This window comes from Microtetraspora fusca (assembly GCF_001570365.1).
Taxonomy (GTDB): Bacteria; Actinomycetota; Actinomycetes; order Streptosporangiales; family Streptosporangiaceae; genus Microtetraspora; species Microtetraspora fusca.
This window is the reverse complement of sequence record NZ_BBYK01000014.1, coordinates 1-436: the sequence shown is the minus strand read 5'-3', so window position 1 is coordinate 436 and position 436 is coordinate 1. Positions and strand designations below refer to the sequence as shown.

Below are 436 nucleotides of genomic sequence, written 5' to 3'. Positions count from 1 at the left end.
CCCCCACGATCACCAACGACGGTGTCTCCATCGCCAAGGAGATCGAGCTCGAGGACCCGTGGGAGAAGATCGGGGCCGAGCTCGTCAAGGAAGTCGCCAAGAAGACCGACGACGTCGCGGGTGACGGCACCACCACCGCCACCATGCTCGCCCAGGCTCTGGTACGCGAGGGCCTGCGCAACGTCGCCGCCGGTGCCAACCCGATGTCCCTGAAGAAGGGCATCGAGGCCGCCGTCGAGCGCGTCAGCGAGGAGCTCTCCAAGCTGGCCAAGGACGTGGAGACCAAGGAGCAGATCGCTTCCACGGCCACCATCTCCGCCGGCGACGCCCAGATCGGCGAGATGATCGCCGAGGCGATGGACAAGGTCGGCAAGGAAGGCGTCATCACCGTCGAGGAGAGCAACGCCTTCGGCCTCGAGCTCGAGCTCACCGAGGG

At 66.7% G+C, this 436-nt stretch carries 1 protein-coding gene; it reads left to right on the top strand.

Annotated elements, in window-relative coordinates; all coding sequences use genetic code 11:
• The coding region (locus AWQ68_RS00065; RefSeq protein WP_281217579.1) for a TCP-1/cpn60 chaperonin family protein at positions 1-436 on the top strand (436 nt) is incomplete at both ends.